We start from the raw sequence: 19,777 nt of genomic DNA, 5'->3' as shown, positions 1-19,777 counted from the left end.
ATTGAACTAATTAACGCTTCAGCGTTGCACCATTCGAACTAATCACATCTTGATACCAAAAGAAACTCTTCTTGCGACTTCTTTCAAGGGTACCTGAACCGTCATTATGGCGATCAACATAGATGTAGCCATAACGCTTACTCATTTCAGCCGTTGAATTCGCCACTAAATCAATCGGTCCCCAACTGGTAAAGCCCATCAACTCCACCCCATCTAAAATCGCTTCTTCAGCTTGAACTAAATGGTCATTTAAATAAGAGATGCGGTAATCATCAATAATTTCACCACTTTCCGTCACCGTATCTTTTGCGCCTAATCCATTTTCAACGATAAAAAGCGGCTTTTGATAACGATCGTAAAGTAGGTTCAATAAGTAACGTAACCCTTTCGGATCAATTAACCATCCCCACTCACTCTTTTCTAAATGAGGATTTGGAACGCTTGCAAGAATATTTCCGGTCTCTTTATGTTTAGGATCAGCACTTGCACAACCACTGGCGTAGTAGCTAAACGAAATAAAATCAACACTTGCGGCGGCAAGATCGGTAATATCTTGTTCAGTCATTTGAACATTAATATTGTTATCACGGAAATAACGCAACATGTAACCTGGGTACTTACCACGCGTCTGTACATCACCAAAGAACAGCCATTGGTTATTTTCATGCATTGCCGCTAGTACATCATTGGGATGACAAGTGTAAGGGTAATTAACCGCCCCTAATAACATATTACCAATTTTCGCATCAGGAATAATTTTATGGCATAACTCCACCGCTTGAGCACTTGCCACCAGCTGATAATGAATCGCTTGGAAAATTTCTTGCTCTGAGGCTTGTTCATCTAAACCAACACCGGTAAATGGCGCATGAAGTGACATATTGATTTCATTAAACGTCAACCACAGTTTTACTTTCTCTTTATAACGTTCAAAAACGGCGGTAGCGTAGTTAATAAAGAATTGAATGAGTTTTCGATTTCCCCACCCACCATAACTTTCAACTAGCCCAAAAGGCATCTCGTAATGTGACAGCGTCACGAATGGCGTAATATTATGCTTAGCTAATTCATCAAATATTTTATCGTAATAAGCGAGTCCTGCTTCATTGGGTTCGGATTCATCGCCATTGGGAAAAATTCGCGTCCAAGCAATAGAAAGACGAAGACAGTTAAAACCCATTTCGTTAAATAGTTCGATATCTTCCGGGTATCGATGATAAAAGTCGATAGCGAGATCTTTAATTCCTTCCGATTTACTCTCTTTGGGTTGGTGGTCACTTAAAATACCTTGAGGCAACAGATCTGACGTTGATAACCCTTTACCATCGGTTAAATATTCACCTTCAGTTTGGTTAGCGGCAATTGCCCCACCCCAATAAAATCCTTCCGGAAAACTACTCTTGATTGTCATAACATTGAGTCCTTATATAGCAGTGGATGATAGCTTTACTTATTAATAGATTATCCCGAAAATGAAGATAAGTTGGTACTATTTAATGATAAATCTCATTCAAATTAGTTTAGTATATTGCTATTATAAATTATCTAAAATTTCGAAAGTAACTAAAATGAGAATTACAATACAAGGTGGCAGCTTTGAATTGGCTGTGGAAGTTCCTTATAGCATTGAATTAATTGAAGAAGCTCAATCAATTTATAAAGAAACAAAACTATTAACTAAGAGCAGTGATGGTGCAATTACCCGATTCTTACAGATAATTATCGAGCACCAAGACACCACCCAAGAAGATGATGATGCATGTGGATACGCTATTTTTGGTTTATTAGGTTGGTATCACATTCAAATTGAAGCGGTAACTTCAGATGAAGATGTGACGATAGATCTTCCAAATATCATGCCGCATATTATCAATCCATACGGGGATCAAGCACCAACAATCCATTAAAGTTCCGATTGTAAGCATGACATTTATACCTTAAGTCAATGGAGTTGCTAGTAAGTTGCACGTGAATGAACGTCGTCAACAATCTAGCACCTTCAAGTAATAAGGGGATAGACAGAGAGTAAATAAGCGTCGTTTACTAATCTATCCTCTTTTTACATGAACGATTTACAGCCAGATATTAACGTAAAAGTATTAAATTAAAATCAAATCAGCATTTATCTCTTCGCTCATTTCATGAGTATTACAATGAAGAATATAACTCCGATGACAACCTTTCTCAGCAATAATTAATGGTACTTCATATTGATGAACTAATTGATTTAATTCATCATAAAGTGAACCTAGCATTAAATGAACATTCGAAGCTGCAAACTGGAAAGTTTCTAATATAAAACGACTGTCATTAAATGCCGCTTTGCCTTTATCATTCATCTCTTTATGACTATTTTCTTCAATAAATAGTCTCAACTGTGGCCATTGAATCAATGCTTTTTTATCAATATATTTATCTGGTGGAAAATACGCTAAATGCAATTCAGCATTCAATTCTTGAGCTATTTCAATGGATTTAGAGATAACGTCAAAACTATTCACATTTTGAATATCTACAACTGAAATAATTGCTCTGTCCTTATACCTAAACGTCGTCATAACAACACTATCCAATAAAATTTAGTTAGCATCTTTATACATCATCTATTTGGTCGATAAAATTTAAATTCCTTGAATCATCTATTCATAAAACTTGAATCTTTAACCAATGAATTTAAATTATCGGGAATGCTTTTTATCGAGACTAACGTTGATCCCGCAGCACAACCATTAGCCAATTGAGAGCTTCTTCTATCTGCAGTCAATGTATTGACTGCCCCCGCTAGACAAATATTATTATAGTTTAATGTTAACCAAGCACCTTGATAAATGGCTACGGTTTTTAGACGAACTTTGTTTGTCTTTTTAACTACGGCAACAATTGCGCCTCGCAGATTACTAATAAGCACTTTATCCCCCTCATTCACACTGAGATAGTTAGCATCTTCAGGGTGGATATAAACAAATTCACTATACATAGTTTTATCCGCTAATTGACTATGCAACTGATTAGATTTATGGGGTGTAACGAGATGGAAACCGTTCTCTTTATTTTCTAAAGCCCACTCTTCAGGCTCCATCCATTGTGGAAATGGCGGGCAATCTCGATAATTAAAATCGGCAATAGTTTGACTATATATTTCAATCTTGCCACTGGCTGTTTTCAGCGGAAATCGATCTGGATCAGCTCTAAAACTATGATATTTAATTAAAACCTTGCTGTCAGAAATATATGATATTGGATAAACCTCGCCTTGCTCCCAAAATTGATTAAACGACGGCAAGCTTTCTTTTAAATTCAACGGCTGATCTTCAAGTGAACTGTAGAATGCGTTTAACCACTCAAACTCATTTTTCCCTTCGGTAAATTGATCCTCTTTTCCTAATAAATGACTTAACTCCCTAAAAACTTGAAAATCAGTTTTAGCTTGATATTGCGGTTCAATTAACGCTTTCATTGGGACGATTCGATGATGACTTTCACTTCCCATTAAGACTAAATCATCACGCTCATAAGTCGTCGCAATAGGTAAAACAATATCAGCATATTGAGCAGTGGCCGTCCAATAGGGATCAGAAACGATAATTAACTCAGGCTTTTTCCAAGCTTTAATTAATCGTTGGGTATCTTGATGATGAGAAAAAGGATTTCCACCCGCCCACCAAATCATCTTAATATCTGGATAAGTATATTGTTTACCATTATGGTTAAATTCTTTATTCGGTGTTTCTAAGGCTTGAACAATACTGGCAACAGGAATAGTAAATAACGGTTTAGTATTATCAGTTAAAGGATTACCTATTTTTAATTTATTATCTGCTGTTAACGACGTTTTATTAAATCGATACGCTAAACCAAAACCCCCACCAGGTAAACCTATCTGCCCCATTAATGTCGCTAAGGTAACCAACATCCAATGCTTCTGCTCACCAAATTGTTGACGTTGCATACTCCAACCAGAGATAATAAACGTACGATGAGAGGAGAATTTCTCGGCTAAACCTTCGATCTCATCGACAGAAACATCACAAATATTTGCCGCCCAACTGCTTGTTTTCTCAATACCATCTTCGTCCCCATTAAGATAACGATTTAAATGGTCAAAACCGACACTGTACGTTTGAATAAACTCACAATCATGTTGACCATTTTTAATCAAGGTATGTGCAATACCTAACATTAAAGCGGTATCACTGTTGGGTTTAGGGGCAATCCATTGACAGTGCTGATTCTCTTGAGTGTTTGAAGTCGATAAATATTCTGCTGTTTCAGAGAATCGGGGATCAATGACAATCACTTTTTTGCCACTCGCTTTCAATTCAGCGAGAAACGTCTGCCCTTCCTCATCAGCCACTGTCCAAGCGACATTTAACGTCACTTTTGGGTTTGCAGCCCAAAAAACCACTAATTCACTATTATCGATAATGTCAGGGTAATTGGTTTGTTGGTCATAAACCTCATTGTTCCCCGTCACATAAGGCATGATAAGTTGTGATGCACCAGTAGAATAATCACCTGTTGAGCCGACATAGCCACCAGCAAGATTCATATAACGACGAAGTAAAGTTTGAGGTTGATGAAGTGTTGACGTTGATGCCCAACCATAGGAACCAGCATAAATTGCTGGTGAACCAAACTTATTTCGAATTTTTAAATGCTGTTGATGAATAAATTCATAGATTTGTGACCAACTCATGGCAACAAAGTCATCTTTACCACGTAATGATTGATGGTTTGGCCAATGTTCTAAACAGGATCGGCGAATCATTGGCTGCTTTATTCTACGATTAGAATAAATCTGATTAGCCACTTGAGACTGCATTCCATTCGGAAATTGGCAACGATTGTCAGCTTTAGATGAAATAACCCTGCCATCTTCAACTTTCGCAGAGATTAATCCCCAATGTGCCGCTGTTAGATGGTTTTTTGTCATTTCAAAATCCTACCAATAAGAAGAGCAATTACAATTAATATCCAAAATAACCTGAAGTTTACAATATAAATAGTCACTTCGATAATCTGATTAAACTCAAGCTAACTGACTGAAGTAATTAAAGTATAAACTCTAAATAATTAACCATGAATTAAAGCTTCTGCTATCAATCATCATAATATTGCTTTATTTCTATCAAAATTACATTAAAATAGCGCCTCTTTAAATCAAGACGGTGTAAAATGATAGACTTAGCCATATTACCAGTGTATTTCACTGCCATTATCGCCCTTTTACTGATTCCAGGCCCCGATATGTTATTAATTGCCAGTTCAAGTTTAAGTTATGGCAAAAAAGTAGGCTTATTCGCCACATTAGGTAACTGCACATCTGGACTAATATTAACGTTACTTGCCGCCCTTGGTGTTTCGACCTTAATCAGTATCTATCCTGTTTCTTTACAGTTTTTACGTATTGCTGGTGCACTTTATTTACTAAAAATGGGTTGGGACAGCTTTACTGCCGATAATAGTCAAGCACCTGAAATCAAAGAGAACAATAATTTAGCAAAATTACTCTATCGACGCGCCGTATTTAGTAACTTATTAAATCCAAAAGCATTGATCTTTTTCATTCTGTTCCTACCTCAATTTGTCTCAAATCATATTGCTGCAAGTTCAGGCATTCAGATGTTAACGTTAGGCTTAATCTTGAATGTGATGGGTCTGTTGTTTAATCTCATATTAGTACTCCTAGTTGGAAGCCTTGGAAAAGTATTATTAACCAATCCGAAGGTTCAGCATTATCAACATAAAGTGATGGGACTGGTTTTCTTTGCTTTAGCCATTTGGTTAATCTTTACCCAGCTTCCAACAGTGCACGCAATATAACTCTACGAACTGATTACACCTCATCTATTTTAAGTTGCAGTTTCCCCACTGCAACTTCAATAACTAAGCCTAAAATCAACCTATCGTAAAAAAGAAAGTCTGCTTTTTACTTATTGTTACCGTTTCTTTTTTGAATTCGATAAAATACATCAATTATTTATTACGAGTCACAAAATTAATAACATTTAGTTTAATTCTCTCTGTATATCATTAAGATAGAGATTATTATTTATCATTTAATTAACAATATGAACTCAAAAAAAATATCGAGCTTAGAGCTAGGTCGTTTAATTGCCATGCTGGCGATTATTGCTATTCATAGTCAGCTTTTTATGAAAGCGCCACTGATTAATGATCAACCGATTATTGGCGAATTGATTAACCAAGGTGCTCGTTTTGCGGTGCCACTGTTCTTTTTGATCTCTGGTTACTTAATTGCGCCCAAACTACTTAATTCCCCATTTAGTACATTCAAACAATACTCCATACCTCTATTCAAAATTTGGATTGTATGGAGCCTTATTTCACTCGCGACTCCCTTTAATATGGGAAAAGTAATGGAGCATGGTTATATCGCTGAACGTACTGGATATTTTAATTATCTGATGATGAAGCCTTTAAACAGTGTTATGGAAGGTGGATTAGTTCATCTGTGGTTTTTGCCTGCCTTAATTATTGCAGTTGGGATTATTGCGGTATTAGTGCACTTCAAGCAACTTAAACTGTTACTGCCGCTTAGTATTTTACTCTATCTCTATGGTGTGCTTGCTGGCAGCTATCAACCTTTAACTGAACTGAGTTCTCCATTTTTTACTCGTAATGGCCCCTTCTTCAGTACATTAATGGTCACTCTTGGGTTTATCATTCGAAAGCACAATATTAAAATCAGTTTTAGTAAGGGGTTAGTCATCATGTTAGTCGGTATGGGGTTACACTTTTATGAAGCGTTAAGCTTAGTTCAAGATAATATCGCCTTCGTTATTCATGACTTTCTATTCGGTACTCTACTTTGGGGGCTAGGGCTATTTATAATGCTATTAGCAAAACCAAACTGGGGTAATAGAACATGGGTGTATCAATTATCAGCTAATATTTTGGGTGTTTATGTTATTCATCTCATTATTATTATCTTAATGAAAAATGTAGTTGGTATTTTGCAGTTCAGTCCAATTATTGCTGATATTACCGTTTTTACTTTTACCATTATTCTTTCGTGGTTTATTGTTAATCTAATAAACAACAGTCAATTAAGACGGTGGCTTTTACGCTAGCTCTTTTTTTATAAATACCTCATTATTTATCCAGCTGATAAGTATCTTCTTATCAGCTGTTTTAAACTCTTTTCTTAAAGATTATTCTCACCGTTCATTATTAAAGAACAGAAGCGCTCGACAATCAAACAACTTTTGAACAATAAAAACACGCCCTTCAAATAAGCTTAAAATAGAGGCACAACCCCTCCCTCTCACAAGGGGTAGTCCTTTATAGGTGTGCAATAGAAACCCTCCAACCTCTTATAGGTATTCGCTAAATAAATCAATGATTGAGATCACATTTTCAAAGCGAAATTTAAATTCCAAAATTGAAAGTTAAACTTGCAACTCTTAATGCTCCCTATTCATTTATCGATTTTTTTATACTTATTTATTCGTTTTTAGTGAATATTAAACTTGTATTCAACTTGTATTCAACTTGTTTCTATCGCGAATAGGTGAGCAAGTACATTTTTGAAATCTTAAGTTACTTTGAATGTTAGAAACCTTTTAACGTATGATTCAGTTGTCGTTAAACAGGTTGCGAGGCAATGATTAACGACAAATTTAATCAGACAAATTTAATCAGACAAAATATTTAAATAGGAAAGCATCATGAAAATAGTTGTAGAATTCGATAAAACTGGTATCCATCAAGAAGCTCCATGGAGTCAAGCTCTTCACTTCCATAAAGGTTTCACATGTGCAGTAACACCTTTAATTGCATCTCAATTGATCAAACGTTCTATTGCACATTTAAAACTAGATTTAAATGGTCAGCCAGTCAATGTTGAAGAGCATTTTGCTGCTTAATTACATACCGTAACAGAGAGTCTTTTATTCATTTCAAAGTGCAGCTCATTTATCTGTATTGTATTTTGAGATGAATAACTTCTTTGGTTTATTAATCCTATATATACCCACTTTATATTATTTTTTGAATTTCAGGATAGTTATTATGAACCGAATTGTTATTGTTGGCGGTGGCGCTGGTGGCTTAGAACTTGCTACAAAATTAGGTAAAAGTGTTGGGCGCAATGAGAAAGCGCAAATCACACTCATTGACAGAAACAAAACTCACCTTTGGAAGCCTTTACTTCATGAAGTCGCAACGGGGGCACTTGATTCAGATATTGATGGTGTCAGTTACCTAGCACATGGTCATCATAACGGTTTTACTTTTAAACGCGGTAACCTTTCCGCAGTAGATCGTGAGAATAAAACCGTTACGATCGACCCAATAAAAGATGATGCCGGTAATTTAGTCATTACCCAACGTACCATCAATTATGATATTTTGGTCCTTGCGATTGGTTCAAAAGCCAATGACTTTAATACCTCAGGTGTTGCTGAACACTGTTTATTTTTGGATAGTTCAGAACAGGCCTTACACCTTCGTGAAATCATCAATAATGAATTCACCCGAATCAATGCAGCCAATAGCTCATCGAATTCAGATGAGACGCTTGATGTTGCAATTGTTGGCGGTGGTGCGACAGGTGTCGAACTTTCAGCAGAACTTCATAATGCCGTTATAGAATTAAACAACTATGGTATGTCCGGACTGAATTCTCAAAAATTGAATATTAATCTGATTGAATCACACACTCGTTTACTTGCAGCATTACCAGAAAAAATCGCAACCAAAGCGCAAGAAGGTTTAGAAGCGATTGGGGTTAATGTCCGTTGTAATACGCGTGTCACTCAAGCTGAAGCCGATGGTTTTATTACTGGTGACGGTGAAAAAATCAATGCTAAAATCATGGTTTGGGCCGCAGGTGTCAAAGCCCCTGAATTTTTGAAAAATATTGATGGTTTAGAAACTAATCGTATCAATCAATTGGTTATTAACGGCACCCTGCAAACCACGATGGATCAAGATATTTTTGCTATCGGAGATTGTGCAAGCTTTGTGCAAGCAGATAACACAACTGTGCCACCTACAGGTCAAGCTGCACACCAAATGGCGATGCATTGTTATAAAAACATTTGTAAAAAATTAAATTATCAACGTTTAGATAATTTTAGTTACACAAATAAAGGGACGCTTGTTTCATTAAGTCGCTTTAATACAGTTGGGTGTGTAACCAAGAAGTCAGTCGTAGTTAAAGGACAACTTGCACATACTATGTATGGTTCAATTTATCGTATGCACCAATTAGCGCTTCACGGTTATATGCGTACAGGTTTTATTATGTTGGCAAGTCGATTAAACAAAAAGATTAGACCAAGCTTAAAATTAGATTAAATCACGATACCCTTCTTACTTGAAGTAATTAGGGTGTTGATTGATGTTCTTACGCCGCAATCATTTAAACTCAACAGAGGTAATAATAATTGCGGCTTTTTAATATACATCTAATCTCTTTCATCCTTTCCGCATCATTCTATACCATCGTTTTCTATTTTTTACTTTCTACTTTCTACTTTCTACTTTCTACTTTCTACTTTCTACTTTCTACTTTCTACTTTCTACTTTCTACTTTCTACAGTATAAATTAATGATAAATATGTTTATCAATCAAATCATTTTAGATAATTATAATTATCACTTTTAATTATAAGCATCACAAAACTACATCCCGGCTGCTCAACACCCCAGTTAAAATGATTTAAATCAAACATTTAAATCACTTTAACCGTAATATGAATTCAAATATAAAAATAAATATGACTTCACAGGGATAGATAATGAATAAGACAATCATCACGACGGCTATTACGCTTGCATTAGCATCGGCAACCATAACAACAGCTCATGCAAGTAACAAAACTCTTAACAGTGTTAAGATTGATCAAGAAATCATGATCGACGGTAGTGCAGAAGGGATCTGGGACAGTGCTGAAAGCCTAAAAGTAAAACTGAATAAACTGCCCTATAAACCTGAAAATGGTTATGACGGAATCAAAAGAACAGATGTCTTTGTTAAATCATTATATGACAATGAGAATGTTTACTTTTTATATACTTATAAAGACCCAACAAAGAGCTTAAATCGCTTCCCATGGGTTAAGCAAGAAGACGGTACTTGGAAGCAGTTAATCAATAAAGATGAAACTGGCCACGAAAATACCTATTATGAAGATAAATTTGCCGTATATTGGGATATCAATACAGAAGGTTTTGCTAAAAAAGGGTGTAATGAAGCTTGTCACCGTGCTAAAGATGGCAAAATAAATGGAATTGAAGATAAAAACCCGGCTAGAAAATATACTGATGCTGGCGAATATATCGATATGTGGCACTGGAAAGGTGTTCGTCGTAATGAGTTTTCTCAGTTAGATGATCAATATGTTGATAGCAATACAGATCCAAAGAAAAATAAAGGATGGGGACGTAAAGGCGATGATAAAACGGGCGGTGTTTACGTTAATAATAAGAAAGATGGCCAACCAGCCTATGTGATGTCTGACTTGACGGATGAGTCTGTAATTATCGATGATAATAAGAAAGTCGCATTCACGGCAGATTATGATCAAACTTCTCGCATCCCTGGTGTTATCACTTCTGCATACACCGGCTCAAGAGGTGACGTTGTCACTAAGGGTGTTTGGGCCGAGGGTGTATGGACAATAGAAATCAAACGTAAGCTAATTACGACGCATACAAACTCTAAAACTCAAGATGTACAATTTGATGATCTAACGAAACAGTACCCATTTGGTCTTGCTGTATTTGATAACTCACAGATCAACCACCTTTACCACCGTGGTGCATATAACTTGAAGTTTAAGTAAGCTATAAAAATACATACCTAAAATAATTGAAGTTGCTAGTAGGCGAATGAATACAGCCAACAACCTAGCAGCTTCAAGTATGAGGGGTATATAGGTTTTATAATAACCTAGACTCAATATCTATCCCCTGCCGAGTAAGAAAATAATTTTTATCCTCATCCTGACTCACTAAATCACTTTTAATTAATTGGCGCAAATGAAAGTTAAATTTAGAATGATCTTCAAGATTAAGAAGTCTGCACAGATCCATAAATTTTAATAGTCGATACTGTTTTAGAATATTAATGGCTTGTCGTCTAATTGGGTTTGCTAAGGCTGAAAATACTTTATCTTCATCTTGGGATGCAGATTGATTTAATTGCTTTTTAGTCATCACCTTACGTACGGTTGTATTAAGCTCTTTTAGACTAAAGGGTTTAACTAAAAATTCATCCGCTCCTTTTTTCATTGCATCTACAGCAATATCTATGGTGCCGAAGGCGGTAATAAGAATAATCGCCGTTTTGGGTGCTTGATGCTTTATCACAGGAACGGCATCAATTCCTGTCATCCCTGCCATGATATAATCTAAAATAACAACATCAAAATAGTCTCGATTTATATAATTAATCGCTTGTTCTGCACTTTCACAGCTTGTGATAGTAAAATTATCCAACAGTAACGCTTCAACTATGGCTTCCCGTAACTCTTGGTTATCCTCGGCAATTAATATTTTTTTCATCATTATTCCTTTAATTATTTATATTGTATACTCAAGATAATTGGAGTGACTCGTCGGTGGGATATCTATCATATTGAATCAATCGGTAATCTTATGGTGCTCTTTAGGCCTTTGCTACTATTAACAAATTGCAAAAAGCCATTGTTATACTCCAAAATTTTAATCGTAAGAGGAATACCTAAACCTGTACCACTTTTTTTATCCTTAGTGGAAAAAAAGGGTTGTTTAACTTTATCGATATGATGGATAGCAATACCACCACTATAATCTAGAATAACAATCTCAACAGAAAGGTCGGTTAAAGTCGCAGAAATATCGATACGCTTTTCTTCTTTAGCGGCATCGATAGAATTATTGATAATATTAATTAACACTTCTTCTAGCTGATTTTTATTACCATATACACAAAGGTGATTAGGAATGGATACATTAATATTAAATAATTCTAGTTTATGCTGTAATAAAGCGATTGAATCTTGAACTAGGCTAATAACATGACATTGTGAATATTCAACATCCCCACGATGAGAAAATTGTAATAGCTCTTGGCTAATTTGAGCGGCACTCAAAACACCACATCTAATATGGGATAATTGTTTATTAATACGGGTAAAACTTTGCTCATTGAGTTCAACATTATTTTGATGGATTTGAGAGAGTTGTTGTTCTAATAAATCACACCGCATTAGACTGCTACTTAACGGTGTTTTAATTTCATGAGTAATACAGGCTGTTAACTCCCCAATATCTTGAAGTTTTTTATTATGGAATGCAGCTTCTAACCTAGATTCAATTTTATGTACTCGTTCATTATCAAAAATAGTTAAGGTTTTAATCAAATAGATTAAAATAAAGAAAGCACAAACCAAGCGAGTAATCGGACCTAAAATCACATTATCTATATATAAAAAACCAGAAAACAGACCATAAGCAATGATTGATAAACCGAGAAGGCGAAGTGAGCCCACCATTTTTTTCCATCATTTGCCAATTTATATGAGTAATCAATTAAACTCCCTCCAGCAATAATTCCAGCCGCTGAGCCAAAAATATATCGAGTTTGTAACATCAATAAATCAGCATGTTGTGGCATTGATCCTTGAATATGATAAATGAACGCATAAATTAGAAATAAAAACACCGCAACTTTTAAACTTAAGCTTAAGAGCTTTTTTAAGCGCCAGCGAGTCATCATTAACATTTTTAGAGCGAAATAAACCAAAGCAATATAAGAAACAAAAAGTTTAATCGCTTTAAGCATAATTACCGTTGATTGCATTTCAAGTTGAGGTTGATAAATATTGAGATATAAATTAGCCCACTCATGAGCACCATGAATAAAACCAAAAAGAGCTAATGCTGGTAATGCGCGAGCCAAAGCTAAATTACTCAGCTTAAAGTTATGAAAGTAAATTGAAAAGCCAATAGCAAAAAATATCAGCCCATAAATTAAGTAAAGGGTAAAATGAAAAAATGGATACACTGAGATACAACTTCTGGATTAAGTAATTATCGCGAACCTTACACTACCACTTAAGTAGTATCAATAGTCAAGGTATCAGTTAGTGACTTAAATCAGCAATTGGTATGTAAAAGGAGTTAATTAGTTTTTAACTTTGTATCATGTCGATACTTAACCACTTTTTGCACGATCATGCCGAAGATAATTAACCAAATAGAATAAAGTTGTAAAGATACAGCCGCTGGACCATGAAGTTGACTTGCAACAATTAAACAAAGTGCCGTATTTCTCATAAACAAAAGACTCACTGCTTCTGTTGTCACTTTATTTTTTCTGGCAAATAAATAAGCAAACAATACATGAATCAATGTCGCGAATAGACAGTACTCAAATAGATGCTCAGGCAATGTTATTGATGTGTGGTGATAAAACTTTATTCCAGCAAAGATAACGATAAGTAAAATAAGTAAATTGCAGATCTTGCCTGCCCACTTCCTAACTACCTCAACCAACTCAGGGAAATAAGCAGCAAAAGCCATACCTAAAATAATAGGAATCAGCAATTGTTTTAAAATCATTGAAGCGACAAACAACGGTGATAGTTTAAATGATAATGGCGTAACAAAACTAGCTAAAGTCATAACAATCGGTGTGCTAACTAAACTTACTATTAAGGCGATAAGTGTCGCTAAAACAGAAAATAGGACGATAGAGCTGTTTTCACAATTTTTTTGCACAGATTGAATCGCAATCGGGCTACCAATAAACAAATAACAGAGAAAAATTCCCTCTAAAACAGGTTTTCCTGGTTGTGGTGAAAAATAGATAAAAATTAATGCTAAAAGTGGCAATGCCAAACAGAATAGGATCGTCTTCCCTATATATGGATAGAGTGATTTACTGGTTTTTAACATTGATAAGGTAATCAATGTCCCAGTTGAAAACATCGAAATTGCTAACCAAAAAGAGAGGAGCAGATGCGTATTCATAGTCATGTACTTTCAATATTAAGTGAAACCACATCATAACACTGTAGAATAAAATTTCAGTAGCACAAACGCTCTGATTCCATTTAATCGTGCTTTAAATACCATTGAAACTGACAGAAATAAGATTCCATTATTAAGAAATTATGTAAATAAAAGTAAGATATTTTGAAAGGAAATAGCTAAAAAACTCTCTTATTCATCACCATTCAAAAAGAACAGAAAAATAAGAGAGTGATGATCGCCAAAATTACATTAAAGTACTTTTGATAAGAACTGCTTTAATCTTGGATTAGTCGGGTTGGTGAAAAAGTTTTCAGGATTATCTGAAACCACTAACTCCCCATCTTCCATAAATAACACCCGATCAGCCACCTCTTTGGCAAAACCCATTTCGTGAGTCACAATCACCATGGTCATCCCCTCTTTAGCAAGATCTTTCATGACATCCAGAACCTCGCCAACCATTTCAGGATCAAGTGCAGAAGTCGGTTCATCAAACAACATAATATTAGGTTTCATTGCTAATGCGCGGGCAATCGCAACCCTTTGTTGTTGACCACCAGATAAATGGTTTGGATAATTGGTCATTCGGTCAGAAAGTCCCACTTTATAAAGCAAGTCTTTACTGTGCTCTTCTACCTCTTTTTTATCACGGTTTGCCACTTTTAATGGTGCAAGCATCACATTTTCTAGGGCTGTTTTGTGAGGAAAGAGATTAAAGTTTTGGAACACCATTCCCACATCAGCACGAAGTTCGTTAATGTTCGTCGATTTAGCATACATATCCATACCATCAATCGTAATGTCACCAGAGCTGATCACTTCTAATTGATTTAATGTACGTAAAAAAGTCGACTTACCTGAACCTGAAGGGCCAACAATAACAATCACTTCACCAGGTTTAATTGAGGCTGAGACATTTTTTAATGCATGACAGCCATTAGGATAAATTTTATTAACATCATTGGCGATAATAATATCTGAAATTGAATTAGTCACTGCTTGATAACCTCTTCTCTAATACTTGGATTGCCCACGACAGACTGCTAGTTAATAGTAAATAGAGGGCTGCAACAGTAAACCAAACTTCAAATGGGGCAAAACTACTGCTCACCACTTCACGTCCCGCTTTTGTTAAATCAGTAATTGAAATAACAGAAACCAAAGAGGAATCTTTAATTAGGTTAATTAACTGCCCCGCTAATGGCGGTAATGTTTTCTTAAACGCTTGAGGTAGAATGACATAAATCATCGCTTTAGGATAATTCATCCCCAATGATCTTGCCGCTTCCATCTGACCTTTAGGAATAGCTTGAATACCAGAGCGGATGATCTCTGCAACATAAGCGGCCGTAAATACTGATAGCGCAATCACACCTGCGGTAAAACGTTCTAGATCGAGAACCGTACCAATAAAGAAATAGACAAGGAATATCTGAACCAATAATGGTGTTCCGCGAATAATCTCTACATAGGTTATGGCCAATTTCTTTAATGCAATATTTGAGGATATCCGCATTAAACCAATAATCAGGCCGATAATTAAAGAGAATAATAACGACCAAAGTGAAAGGTCGATGGTAACGAGAATACCTTCAGTAATCGCACCCAACTTCCACTCTTTCATGGCTGCGATCTCATCGCCTTCAAAGACTAGATCACCCTCATAAACGGTTGCTTCAGTATATTGGCTTAGATTCATCACTATTTCACCAGTGAATGATTCTAATACTAACTCTCCTTGGTCATTAGTTATAATATTACCATCTTCAGGAGCAGCGATTGGCGTGGCGGCATTGTTTGCAATATAAGGAACAACACGTTCCCAATTCCAGTGATAATCAATTTTCTGAGCTGAGAAATAGATCAGAGACCCGATAATCGCAAGAATAAAAACAAAGACACCATTCCAAAATAAATTCTTGGACTTACTTTCCATAAAAAACTCTTAAATAAAGAAAAAGCCCCACACCTTGTGGAGCTTAAAAAGTAGACTTACTGTACTTGGCTTAACCACTTAGTTTGTTTAAACCATTTTGTATATAAACGGTCATACGTACCGTCGCCTTTAATTTGACGAAGATAGTTATTTAAGAAGTTTAAGAAATCAGGATCACCTTGAGGAATCGCCCAACCAAGAGGTTCATGAGTAAATGGCGTATCTAGGTGAACAAATTGTCCTTCATGCTTAGAAGCATAAGTCGCATTGAACGGAAGATCGTAAACAAATGCGTCAGCTTTACCATTCACTACGTCTAAAACCGCTTCAGTTTTATTCTCAAACGCATTGAGTTCTGCTTTTGGAATATAACGTTTAATTGCAATTTCACCTGTGGTTCCCAGCTGAGTTGCCACTGTGAAATCCGCACTGTTTAAATCTTTATAGTTGGTGATCTTACCTTCAAGCTTAGGGTTAATTAAGATTGATTGACCGATAACGATATACGGGTCAGCAAAATTAACTTGCATATTACGCTCAGCGGTAATTGTCATACCACCCATAATAACGTTACATTTACCCGTTAGTAGTGCAGGAATAATACCATCCCATGCAGTATTAACAGGAATAAATTTCACACCCATCGCACGAGCCATGCCTTTAGCAAGATCGATATCAAAACCGATGAAATTTCCGTTTTTTGCAGTCATTTCAAAAGGCATATATCCTGCTTCAAAACAGACTTTAAGTTCTTTATCTTTTGCAATTTGTTGTAGTGCCGCTGGTGACTGCTGAGCATTTGCTCCAGTCGAAAAAAGAGCAAATACAGCAAGTGCTGCCAGAGTTTTCTTCATCATATCATCCCTAAAGTAATTGAAGTTTTATGTAACCTATTATAATTAAATACTAATTATAAATTACAAAATCTTAACAGTTATACTTTACTTATAACAAGAAAACCCAGCATAATGCAATGTTTATTTTAGAAAGAAAAATATATATAAATAACATTTCTATATAATCAGTGTGTTAGAGAATACACCCTAAACTCGATTGATTGATTTTTGCTCTTTGACTGTTTTTATTTCTTGATGCTTTTTTGATTAAGTAGAGAAATATCCTCCTCAAGGTGAGAATAATAAGCAATAAACTCTATTTTCCGCTCAGCAGGTATCTCTTCACTGTCTTTTATTCTGGCTTTAACCCAACGCCATGAAGCTCCAATAGATAAAAACCAAAAAAGAGAAAAACCAAGATAGCGAAATAAAGAGTGTTGGCTTTTATAGATCAACCAACTTTTTGCAATCAAAGAGGAAGAAAGCACGGTCGCGGTTAGCGCTAAATAGCAAAGTATGAGCAATTGCCAACTAAAATAGTTAAAAAGCCCAACAATAGAAAGTGCAAAACAGACCATAGAGAGGTGTTGATAAATTTTGGAAGACAAAATACATCCTTATAAGATGATAATCATCTGAAATATCATCGATTATCAATAAAAATAAAAGCTAAGAGTAACAAAGTTAACAGTCAACGCAAATGGTTAGTTAATGCGAATTAAAAACAAAAATATATAAGTAATTTACAATTTATTAGATAGAATGAAAGAATAGGTACTAGGAATAATGGATTAAAATACAAGAAGCTATGACGCTATTTAAAATAAAAGTAAAGGCAACTAAACAAGCCATTTCATCAAACAGAGTACTTTTCGCTTTATTATTAGTGGTAAATTCCTCGACGTTGTTTGCAGCAGAAACCGCTTCGTATGAACAGATAATAGAACAGAATATTAACGATTCAGAGGTAATCACCCTAAAACAGCGCATTCAAGCTAGAACTGAGAAAATCATTTCATTCCACTACCCGATTAATATAGATGAAAATTATGACATCAACTATAAATTCCCTACCGCATTAAATACATTAATCTGTCAATCTCCCAAAATTAAAATGCCTAAAGAGATGATTGGTAAGAATCGTTGGCAAGTGAGCTGTATAACTCCAGAATGGAATGTAAAATATATTGTTAATGCACGCTTTACGACCAAAGTGGTTACCGCAAAGTTGCCAATAAAAAAAGGAGAATTATTAAATAATGAAAATACACAGCTAGTTGAAACCAAGATTTATAATAGTCAGCAACAGTTCTACCGTAATTTAAAGCCAGTAATGAATCGCAAAGTTCGTCGTTCATTACGAGTCGGCACCATGATTCAACCCCGTTACCTTTATATCGATTACGACATAACTAAAGGTGAAATCATTAATATCAAACTTCAAAGGCGTAATATAACGATAGTGACTGAAGGAGTTTCACTGCAAAATGGGCTACTGGGTGATGAAATAAAAGTTAAAAATAGCCAATCAGGTGAAGTGGTACATGGAAGGGTAATCGATAGCCAAACAATCTTAATCAATTAAATTTAATTTAAAAATTTGAAAGGGTAAAATTAAAAGAGAGAGATTGAAAGAGAAAAATTGAAAGGAAAAACCTAAGCAATAATCAACAGAATTAAGATAAGAATGGACAGTATCACTTCTAATAAGATAGGAAAAAGGAGGTACCCTTCGCCATTTAAAGAGAATTGCTGTTTAGGTATTCGAGTAACAAATGAAACCATAATTACATTTAATAAAATAATCAAAGCACACGCCGAAAACACACCTAATTTAGAGAACGCAGAGTGAAAGACAACGATGAGAAAAAGTGCTAAATAAGAGAGCGTAATTAACCAAGCCACCTGTTTTTTAGGTCTATCTAGCACTAATTCATTTTCCATTAACGTACCTTTAAGTCTTAAATTGCGATCATGATAAAAAATGATATAAATAGGAACACTTCAATACTAGATTTTAACCCACTATTCAGTGATTGCATCAAATATTGTGACCGGTTGATTAAACGCAGCTTGTTGAAATGCAATCGCTTTCTGTTGATTAATGATATCTAAACTCTGTTGATCAGATCTATCCACTTGCTGAGCAACTTGAATATTTTGATTTGCCTCTGACTGCTGGTAAACCAACTGTAGTGACGCTTCTGCGGCTGCAGTTAAAATATAAAGCTCTATTCTACGATTAACCTCACTATATGGGTCATTCATATCAAGAGGAGATCGATCTCCCATCCCTGAAACCTGAAAGATGTGTGAAGCTTCCATCCCACCTTGCTCTAAGGTATTACGCGCGATATTGGCACGCTCTGTAGACAATTCCCAATTAGTTCGTTTGGCACCAGCATAACGGCTGGCATCCGTGTGACCCAAAACAATCATTCGATTTTTAACGGTGGTAAATATTGGGGCAAGGTTCAGTAGTAGATCCTCATAAAATGGATTGATTGCCGTACCACCTCGGTAAAACATTGGCCCTTCACCCGCATCAACTAAAGTAATTCTTAAGCCTTGTGGTGTCACTTCAATTCGAATAGAGTCAGAAGCCCCTAAAGCATAAACCTTTTCATCTATCAAATCAGCCAGTGATTCAAGTTGCTGCTGGCTGTTATACTCACCTTCAATTAACGCAGTATCTCGGACTCGATGTAGCTCAGCTTGTTGATAGCTAGTTGCTAATTCAGGCAGATTTAGTTCACTGATTGAATTTTTTCCTTGTAACGCGCCGATTTCTTCACCTAATTCAAAATGTCCTTGGGTGAAATACCCTTTCAATTTCTTCTTATCTTCACTGGTCATGGTTTGAATCAACCAAAGTACGAGAAATAGACACATCATAGAGATCATTAAGTCGGCCATAGCCACTTTCCAGCCACCATGAGATAACTCTTTTTTGTTATTTCTACGGCTTTTCTTAACGATTACCGTTGCTGGGGGTACTCTACCCATAATAATGCCC

At 35.6% G+C, this 19,777-nt stretch carries 20 protein-coding genes; 7 read left to right on the top strand and 13 right to left on the bottom strand.

Annotated features, from left to right (window positions below):
- Positions 1-10: 10 nt before the first annotated feature.
- A complete protein-coding gene (locus tag L0B53_RS13630; protein ID WP_235060154.1) occupies positions 11-1,411 on the bottom strand; it encodes a family 1 glycosylhydrolase in 1,401 nt (466 codons plus the stop codon).
- Between the two features lie 157 nt (positions 1,412-1,568).
- Here L0B53_RS13630 and L0B53_RS13625 point away from each other — a divergent pair, with 157 nt between their 5' ends.
- Complete coding sequence (locus L0B53_RS13625) at positions 1,569-1,907, top strand: hypothetical protein (RefSeq protein ID WP_235060153.1); 339 nt, start codon at positions 1,569-1,571, stop codon at positions 1,905-1,907.
- Between the two features lie 192 nt (positions 1,908-2,099).
- On the opposite strand, the gene L0B53_RS13620 is transcribed toward L0B53_RS13625, so the two are convergent.
- Positions 2,100-2,558 carry a hypothetical protein gene (locus tag L0B53_RS13620; RefSeq protein ID WP_235060152.1) on the bottom strand — a complete coding sequence of 153 codons (459 nt, stop codon included), beginning with the start codon at positions 2,556-2,558 and terminating at the stop codon, positions 2,100-2,102.
- Between the two features lie 77 nt (positions 2,559-2,635).
- Entirely contained in the window at positions 2,636-4,933 is a 2,298-nt protein-coding gene (locus tag L0B53_RS13615; protein WP_235060151.1) for a molybdopterin-dependent oxidoreductase, read from the bottom strand.
- 242 nt (positions 4,934-5,175) lie between these two features.
- Between L0B53_RS13615 and L0B53_RS13610 the strand changes: the two genes are divergently transcribed.
- The 5 genes from L0B53_RS13610 to L0B53_RS13590 all read left to right on the top strand — a co-directional run bounded on the left by L0B53_RS13610 (position 5,176) and on the right by L0B53_RS13590 (position 10,814).
- The gene (locus tag L0B53_RS13610; protein WP_235060150.1) at positions 5,176-5,823 is read left to right on the top strand and encodes a LysE family translocator; all 648 of its coding nucleotides are present in this window, start codon (positions 5,176-5,178) and stop codon (positions 5,821-5,823) included.
- 248 nt (positions 5,824-6,071) lie between these two features.
- Entirely contained in the window at positions 6,072-7,094 is a 1,023-nt protein-coding gene (locus tag L0B53_RS13605) for an acyltransferase (RefSeq protein WP_235060149.1), read from the top strand.
- Between the two features lie 597 nt (positions 7,095-7,691).
- Positions 7,692-7,889, top strand: coding sequence for a hypothetical protein (locus L0B53_RS13600; RefSeq protein ID WP_235060148.1), 198 nt, complete (start codon positions 7,692-7,694; stop codon positions 7,887-7,889).
- A gap of 145 nt (positions 7,890-8,034) precedes the next feature.
- Positions 8,035-9,324, top strand: a complete 1,290-nt coding sequence (locus tag L0B53_RS13595) for an NAD(P)/FAD-dependent oxidoreductase (RefSeq protein WP_235060147.1) — start codon at positions 8,035-8,037, stop codon at positions 9,322-9,324.
- Positions 9,325-9,767: 443 nt separating this feature from the next.
- A complete protein-coding gene (locus tag L0B53_RS13590) occupies positions 9,768-10,814 on the top strand; it encodes an ethylbenzene dehydrogenase-related protein (RefSeq protein ID WP_235060146.1) in 1,047 nt (348 codons plus the stop codon).
- 97 nt (positions 10,815-10,911) lie between these two features.
- On the opposite strand, the gene L0B53_RS13585 is transcribed toward L0B53_RS13590, so the two are convergent.
- The 8 genes from L0B53_RS13585 to L0B53_RS13550 all read right to left on the bottom strand — a co-directional run bounded on the left by L0B53_RS13585 (position 10,912) and on the right by L0B53_RS13550 (position 17,369).
- Positions 10,912-11,535 (bottom strand): response regulator, encoded by a 624-nt coding sequence (locus L0B53_RS13585; protein ID WP_235060145.1) that lies wholly within the window; start codon positions 11,533-11,535, stop codon positions 10,912-10,914.
- Positions 11,536-11,603: 68 nt separating this feature from the next.
- Positions 11,604-12,506: a sensor histidine kinase gene (locus L0B53_RS13580; protein ID WP_235060144.1), complete on the bottom strand. Its 903-nt coding sequence runs from the start codon at positions 12,504-12,506 to the stop codon at positions 11,604-11,606.
- Positions 12,434-12,913, bottom strand: a complete 480-nt coding sequence (locus tag L0B53_RS13575; RefSeq protein WP_235060143.1) for a hypothetical protein — start codon at positions 12,911-12,913, stop codon at positions 12,434-12,436. Before L0B53_RS13575 ends, L0B53_RS13580 begins: the two co-directional genes overlap by 73 nt.
- Before the next feature lie 221 nt (positions 12,914-13,134).
- Positions 13,135-13,986: a hypothetical protein gene (locus L0B53_RS13570; RefSeq protein ID WP_235060142.1), complete on the bottom strand. Its 852-nt coding sequence runs from the start codon at positions 13,984-13,986 to the stop codon at positions 13,135-13,137.
- Between the two features lie 252 nt (positions 13,987-14,238).
- Positions 14,239-14,964, bottom strand: coding sequence for an amino acid ABC transporter ATP-binding protein (locus tag L0B53_RS13565; protein WP_260115587.1), 726 nt, complete (start codon positions 14,962-14,964; stop codon positions 14,239-14,241).
- A 13-nt stretch (positions 14,965-14,977) separates the two neighbouring features.
- Positions 14,978-15,925: an amino acid ABC transporter permease gene (locus L0B53_RS13560; RefSeq protein WP_235060141.1), complete on the bottom strand. Its 948-nt coding sequence runs from the start codon at positions 15,923-15,925 to the stop codon at positions 14,978-14,980.
- Between the two features lie 56 nt (positions 15,926-15,981).
- The gene (locus tag L0B53_RS13555; RefSeq protein ID WP_235062256.1) at positions 15,982-16,779 is read right to left on the bottom strand and encodes a transporter substrate-binding domain-containing protein; all 798 of its coding nucleotides are present in this window, start codon (positions 16,777-16,779) and stop codon (positions 15,982-15,984) included.
- A 227-nt stretch (positions 16,780-17,006) separates the two neighbouring features.
- Complete coding sequence (locus tag L0B53_RS13550) at positions 17,007-17,369, bottom strand: hypothetical protein (RefSeq protein WP_235060140.1); 363 nt, start codon at positions 17,367-17,369, stop codon at positions 17,007-17,009.
- A 200-nt stretch (positions 17,370-17,569) separates the two neighbouring features.
- Between L0B53_RS13550 and flgA the strand changes: the two genes are divergently transcribed.
- Complete coding sequence (gene flgA, locus L0B53_RS13545; protein ID WP_235060139.1) at positions 17,570-18,346, top strand: flagellar basal body P-ring formation chaperone FlgA; 777 nt, start codon at positions 17,570-17,572, stop codon at positions 18,344-18,346.
- Between the two features lie 71 nt (positions 18,347-18,417).
- Here flgA and L0B53_RS13540 read toward each other — a convergent pair whose 3' ends face one another.
- Positions 18,418-18,705, bottom strand: a complete 288-nt coding sequence (locus tag L0B53_RS13540; protein WP_235060138.1) for a hypothetical protein — start codon at positions 18,703-18,705, stop codon at positions 18,418-18,420.
- An 81-nt stretch (positions 18,706-18,786) separates the two neighbouring features.
- Entirely contained in the window at positions 18,787-19,767 is a 981-nt protein-coding gene (locus L0B53_RS13535; protein ID WP_235060137.1) for a flagellar motor protein MotB, read from the bottom strand.
- Positions 19,768-19,777 lie beyond the last annotated feature (10 nt).

Origin of the sequence: Vibrio sp. SS-MA-C1-2 (assembly GCF_021513135.1) — a bacterium.
Classification (GTDB): domain Bacteria; phylum Pseudomonadota; class Gammaproteobacteria; order Enterobacterales; family Vibrionaceae.
This window is presented reverse-complemented; position numbering and strand designations above follow the sequence as displayed.

Coding starts and splice junctions, on each gene's coding strand:
- flgA (WP_235060139.1), top strand. CDS start 17,570: ATGACGCTATTTAAAATAAAAGTAAAGGCAACTAAACAAGCCATTTCA.
- L0B53_RS13540 (WP_235060138.1), bottom strand. CDS start 18,705: ATGGAAAATGAATTAGTGCTAGATAGACCTAAAAAACAGGTGGCTTGG.
- L0B53_RS13610 (WP_235060150.1), top strand. CDS start 5,176: ATGATAGACTTAGCCATATTACCAGTGTATTTCACTGCCATTATCGCC.
- L0B53_RS13630 (WP_235060154.1), bottom strand. CDS start 1,411: ATGACAATCAAGAGTAGTTTTCCGGAAGGATTTTATTGGGGTGGGGCA.
- L0B53_RS13560 (WP_235060141.1), bottom strand. CDS start 15,925: ATGGAAAGTAAGTCCAAGAATTTATTTTGGAATGGTGTCTTTGTTTTT.
- L0B53_RS13625 (WP_235060153.1), top strand. CDS start 1,569: ATGAGAATTACAATACAAGGTGGCAGCTTTGAATTGGCTGTGGAAGTT.
- L0B53_RS13620 (WP_235060152.1), bottom strand. CDS start 2,558: ATGACGACGTTTAGGTATAAGGACAGAGCAATTATTTCAGTTGTAGAT.
- L0B53_RS13570 (WP_235060142.1), bottom strand. CDS start 13,986: ATGAATACGCATCTGCTCCTCTCTTTTTGGTTAGCAATTTCGATGTTT.
- L0B53_RS13600 (WP_235060148.1), top strand. CDS start 7,692: ATGAAAATAGTTGTAGAATTCGATAAAACTGGTATCCATCAAGAAGCT.
- L0B53_RS13535 (WP_235060137.1), bottom strand. CDS start 19,767: ATGGGTAGAGTACCCCCAGCAACGGTAATCGTTAAGAAAAGCCGTAGA.
- L0B53_RS13595 (WP_235060147.1), top strand. CDS start 8,035: ATGAACCGAATTGTTATTGTTGGCGGTGGCGCTGGTGGCTTAGAACTT.
- L0B53_RS13555 (WP_235062256.1), bottom strand. CDS start 16,779: ATGAAGAAAACTCTGGCAGCACTTGCTGTATTTGCTCTTTTTTCGACT.
- L0B53_RS13605 (WP_235060149.1), top strand. CDS start 6,072: ATGAACTCAAAAAAAATATCGAGCTTAGAGCTAGGTCGTTTAATTGCC.
- L0B53_RS13580 (WP_235060144.1), bottom strand. CDS start 12,506: ATGGTGGGCTCACTTCGCCTTCTCGGTTTATCAATCATTGCTTATGGT.
- L0B53_RS13615 (WP_235060151.1), bottom strand. CDS start 4,933: ATGACAAAAAACCATCTAACAGCGGCACATTGGGGATTAATCTCTGCG.
- L0B53_RS13585 (WP_235060145.1), bottom strand. CDS start 11,535: ATGAAAAAAATATTAATTGCCGAGGATAACCAAGAGTTACGGGAAGCC.
- L0B53_RS13590 (WP_235060146.1), top strand. CDS start 9,768: ATGAATAAGACAATCATCACGACGGCTATTACGCTTGCATTAGCATCG.